Annotated in this window: 3 protein-coding genes; all 3 read right to left on the reverse strand. The window is 62.0% G+C overall.

Translation table 11 applies throughout. The features are described 5' to 3' along the window. Positions 1-133: 133 nt before the first annotated feature. Positions 134-922, reverse strand: coding sequence for an IS21-like element helper ATPase IstB (gene istB / locus AC5RW2_RS40275; protein WP_493986702.1), 789 nt, complete (start codon positions 920-922; stop codon positions 134-136). Then, the gene (gene istA, locus AC5RW2_RS40280) at positions 919-2448 is read right to left on the reverse strand and encodes an IS21 family transposase (RefSeq protein ID WP_494002558.1); all 1530 of its coding nucleotides are present in this window, start codon (positions 2446-2448) and stop codon (positions 919-921) included. Before istA ends, istB begins: the two co-directional genes overlap by 4 nt. Positions 2449-2913: 465 nt before the next feature. Further along, positions 2914-4221: an MFS transporter gene (locus AC5RW2_RS40285; RefSeq protein ID WP_493986543.1), complete on the reverse strand. Its 1308-nt coding sequence runs from the start codon at positions 4219-4221 to the stop codon at positions 2914-2916. Positions 4222-5170: the final 949 nt, after the last annotated feature.

The raw sequence follows: 5170 nt of genomic DNA on the forward strand, positions 1-5170 counted from the left end.
TGTCAATGGCCATTGGTTTCTGCCCACGGGCGGCCAGTTGATGTGCCCGCTGGTGGCCAGTAAAACTGCCCGATGATGGCCAACAGATCTGCCCACTGAGCGGTTCGGCGGGATTGGCCATGGCTGGTTTTTGTTAGTTCAGTTGGCTGACTCCTTTCCCGGCGAGGGCCTGGGTGAGGCGGATCGAGTCGCCGCTGGTCTGGCAGACATGGGCGTGGTGCAGGAGACGGTCCACGGTGGCGGTGGCCAGGGTTTTGGGCATGAGTTCGTCGAAGCCCGCGGGGTGCAGGTTCGAGGAGATGGCGACGGAGCGTTTTTCGTAGGCGGCGTCCACGACCCGGTAGAGGCCTTCGGCGGCGTCGGTGGCCACGGGCAGAAGCCCGATGTCATCGATCACGACCAGCTCGGCGCGCAGGATTCTGGTGACGGCGCGGGTGACGCTGTCGTCGGTGCGGTGGGCCCGGATCAGGGCGCCGAGGTCCTCGAGTCTGAACCAGGCCACGCGCATGCCGGCTTCGACGGCCTGCTGGCCGAGGGCTTCGAGGAAGAAGGTTTTCCCGGTGCCGGAGGGCCCGCAGACGACCAGGTTCTCCCGCCGTGTGATCCATTCCAGGGTGCGCAGGGCCTGCTGGGTCGGGGCGGGGATCGAAGAGACCGCGGGGTCCCATGCGTCGAAGGTTTTGCCGGTCGGGAAGCCTGCTGCCTTGCGGCGGGTGGCGAGCATGGACCGGGCCCGGCCGGCGGCTTCTTCGGCGAACAGGGCCTTGATGATCTCGACCGGTTCCCAGCGCTGAGCGCGTGCGGTGGCGATCAGTTCCGGCGCCAAGGCCCGGGCGTGGGGCATCTTCAGTTGCCGCATCAAAGCTTCCAGCTCGGCCGGCAGGGCCGGGGCGGTGGTGTTCGTGGTGCTGACGGGGCTCATCGGCTCTGCTCCCTTACGGTGTCTGAGGTCGCTGCGCCCAAGCCTGCCCAGGCGCCCGTGCCCTGGGTCAGGGATCGGGTCTCGTCCGCGGCGTGGGTGGTGGTGCGTCTGATGTTCGCGTTCAGGATCGAGGCCAGGTCGCCGTGGGCGAAGCGGCCATGGAGTGCGGCGTCGCCCAGGGCCCGATCCACTGCGGCAGTGCCTGCGAGTTTGGCCAGGGTCACGGCCTCGGCCATTTTCACGTGCATCCGTGCCGTGCCGGCTGCGGCGGCTTCGGCCAGCCAGGTGGCGGCGCCGTTGCCGATGGCGAGGAACGCGGCCTCGTCAGCGGTGCGGGCTTTGGGTGTGTAATCGCCCGGGATCCGGGTCCTGGTCCCGGGGAAGTGCTCATCGTTGATGGCCGGGCTGCCGGGCCGTGCCCGCTCATGCCGGGCGACCTCAACCGGGCCACCGGGGCTGTGGTGGACGATGATGATCTGTTCGCCCGGGCCGGTGCCGTGGGAGCGGACGAACACCCTTGCGCCGAGCAGGTGCGCCGGGACGGAATACTGGGCGTTCTCGAACGTCACCATCGGGGTGTTCTCCGGAACGGTGCGGGCCAGCCCAAACGCGACCGTGTGCGCGGTATCCGGAATACGGTGCAGCCTGGGCGCTTCGTCGATGAGCACCGCGGCGGGTTTGCGCCGTGTGGTGCGATGCTCACGGTTGTTCACTTCGTCCATGAACGCCTCGCAGGCCGCCTCAAGCGCAGCGAAAGAGGAGTACTGGGTCCGAAGGTTGGTGTCGGTCGGCACCAGGTCAGCCTTGGCCAGTTTCACCGAGGCCTCGACCCCGCCCTTCGTAGCCGGGTCAGCGGGCTGGCAGGTTAGCACAGTGACCCCGTAGTGCCGGGCAAAGTCCAGGGTCTGCTGGTTGCGCACCGGTACCCCGGCGACGTGGGCGGTGGTCACGGTCTTCTCGTTGTCGGTGAGCACATACGTAGGTGCCCCGCCCAGGACCCGGAAGCACCGGTCCAGGGCAGCGAACACGCTCGGCGCGGTCCGGTCCCGCAACGGGATCACGATCCGGAACCTCGAGAACGCCAGCCAGGCCACGAACAGGATGGTCTTCACTCCGCCGATGCGCGGCCCGTCACCGAAGTCGTACTGCAGCCACATCCCCGGCTCCGCGATCCAGGGGCGGTGGACACGTGTGTGACCCAGCCGCCAGGCGGCCTTGACCTGGGCGATCGCCCGGCGGGTGGACCGCTCCGAACCCGCATAACCCAAGGCGAGCAGCTTCTCGTGGGCTTTATCGGCGCGGATTCTGCCCTTGGATGCCTCGACCCATTCCTCGATCTTGGGCAGGAACGCGTCAGCGACACGATCACGGGGCGCTGGCTCAGCGATGGGTCGCCCCGCATCCCGCGCCGCAACATGCCTGGCAACAGTGTGATGGGAACAGCCCGTCAGTTCCGCGGTTGCACGCAACGATCCGGTCAGATCATAGGCAGCAAGAATTTCCATGATTTCTCCGTCAGACTTCATACAGGGCCTCTTCCCGGGGCGACATTTGGTGCGACTAGACACCGTCATCAAATCCCGGGGAGAGGCCCCCGCCGCTTAAGACGCGGCAGGACAAGTAAGGAAGTGGGCAGATCTCATGGCCACCGGTGGGCAGTTCTACTGGCCGTCAGTGGGCATTTTCGTGGCCGCCTACGGGCAGTTTTTCATGGCCGCTAACATGACAAAGAGAACAACGGCCACGGATGCCCAATTCCGCAACCCGAACAGTACTGTTCTGCCTGCGGAACCAGTGCCCGGCTGACTACTTCAAGGCGCGAAAGCTTCCCCGTGGTGCGCCCGTAGTTACCCGTGCCCCAGGAAACGCCGGCCCTGGCTCACCGTAAAAACTCGCCAGCCTAAGTCCGAACCGACACCGGACCGTATCATCGCAAAAGCATCTGCCCCTTTAGCTGGAAGCCAAGGGGCAGATGCCATCGAACTGAGCTGCTAAGCGTCTTTCAAGTCGATACCTTTGGTCTCACGCAGTTTGAAGACCACGAGGCCCGTCATTGCACAAAGGATCATTATGTAGACATTCGACATCCAGCCCAGAGACCAGCTGTTGAAAAGTGCATTGAGATAAGGTGCAGTGCCGCCGAAAATTGCAACCGAAAACGAGTAAGCGAAACCAATGCCCTGCGTCCGGATCCTAGTTGGGAATGCTTCAGAAAGAACGGACGCGAGCAGGGCACCGGAAGCGCCCACGATAAGCAGAGCCGTCGTGGAGGCCACGAACAACGTCCAAGGCTGGGAGTTGATCATACTCATCAGTGGAATTTGGGCGATGATCATCGCGACTGCGAAGCCGATGAGGACAGGGCGCCGTCCGATCCTGTCGGACAACCTGCCCCAAAGAGGCAGCGAGACCAGTGCAATCAATTGCGCGAGAACAGTAACCCAATAGGCTCCTTCGGCATCCATGCCCTGCCTGGTGATCGCATAGGTGGACGCGTACGACGTCCACGTATAGTGAGCTGCTGTGATGCCGGATGTCATGCCGATCATCATCAGGATGGACCGCACGAGCTTTTTGCGGTCCAGGGGCGGGGACGTGTTTACAGCCTGCGCTTCCTGCTGTCCGTCGAAGACTTCGCTTTCACTCATGCCGCGTCGCATGTACAGTGCGGCAAGGGCGAGTACGGCGCCGAAGAGGAACGGGATACGCCATCCCCACTCGGCAACTTCCGTATCGGAGAGGACATTCGTGACTCCGCCGCCGATTGAGAAGGCAAGGACAGATCCGCCGAAGATTGCCACGAATACAATAGAGCCCCACTGACCGCGCTTATTGTGGGGTGCAATCTCTGCGATGTAGGTATTGGCAGTTGCAGATTCACCGCCGTGCGCAAATCCCTGGGCAACGCGGGCGACAAGCAACAGAACGGAAGCTGCAATGCCGATCTGACCGTAGGTGGGCATTAGACCAATCAGCAACGACCCGCCTGCCATCATGAGCATCGTTGTTATCAGAACGAACTTGCGGCCCTTCACATCTGAAATGCGTCCGAAAACGATGCCGCCGAGTGGTCGCATGAGGAAACCAACAGCGAATACCGCCAAGGTTGACAGCAACGCTGAGACGGGATCGCTTGAATTGAACATTGCCTTCGCAATGAAGGGCGCGAACACCGCGTAGGCGCTCCACTCGTACCATTCCAAGACGTTGCCGACTGTACTGGCCATCATGGAGCGTCGTCTGATAGATGCTGCGCTGGCCGCCTTTGGTGGCTGCTCGACATTGAGGTTAAGTGCCATGGAGATTCCTTTGTGGTGGTGCGATGTCAGTTGTTCGTTGATTCCGGGTCCGGTCCCTCGGCCCATACCCCTCTTAACCAGACGGCAAAGGTTAGTCAGGACGATAGTTAAGGCATCGCATGTTTCGGTGCGGATCGCATCGGCAACTCGGGATACATGCCGTCCGAGGACAGTCTTAGTAGTCGGGTCAGCGCTGCGGTCCCTTGTTGTGCGATCCCATTCGTGCTACCGATCGATCGCTCGGTAGCTAACCATAATTCAGGTCATACCCAGCGTCAAGCAAATTATGATGGGCTGCTCATAGAGCCTCAAACGCGAATTCCAAGGCAGCTAACAAGCTGGCCCCCGCTTATCTGAGGTCCGTTTTCTCAGCGGTGACCCTGGGTTCTTTCCATCATCGAAGTTGCTGTCCCGAAGCCCGTCATAACGTAACTCAGGGGTTTGCAGAAGATATATGGCTAACGCACTGCTAAGGAAAATTGCGTGGGAGGAAGCCGTCTATTCCCGCGATCCGCCCAGGAGATCGCGGTTCCGGACCTCTCGGGCTGAGTGCCTGAGCTCCAGTGTAGGAAGCCGGGCCGGCGTCGGGGTTGCTGCCTGTGTCCTTGATCCGGAGTATCCATGCTGGTGCGGAGGTGATTCCTGGCCCTCGATAGGCATCAACCTCGGTACCTAAGACAGTGGCCCTTCAGACCACGCCACCTGAGACTATGGACCCGCGCCGTTTCCGTCCATCCGGCGACACGGTCATTAAGGTCCACAAATCTACAGAATCGTGAGAGTCCGTGTTTACCCGACTGACTCCTAAACAGGGCAACATCGCCGGCTGAGTTCTGGATCACAAAGACACTCAGGACCCCACCACCGGGGCGCACCAGGTGGTTTGCTCGTGGTGCCCCGCGAGCAGTCTTCGGGTGCTGCCACTGTCCGCCGGGACCAACCCGAAAAA

Source organism: Arthrobacter sp. B0316-1-20 (assembly GCF_059091865.1).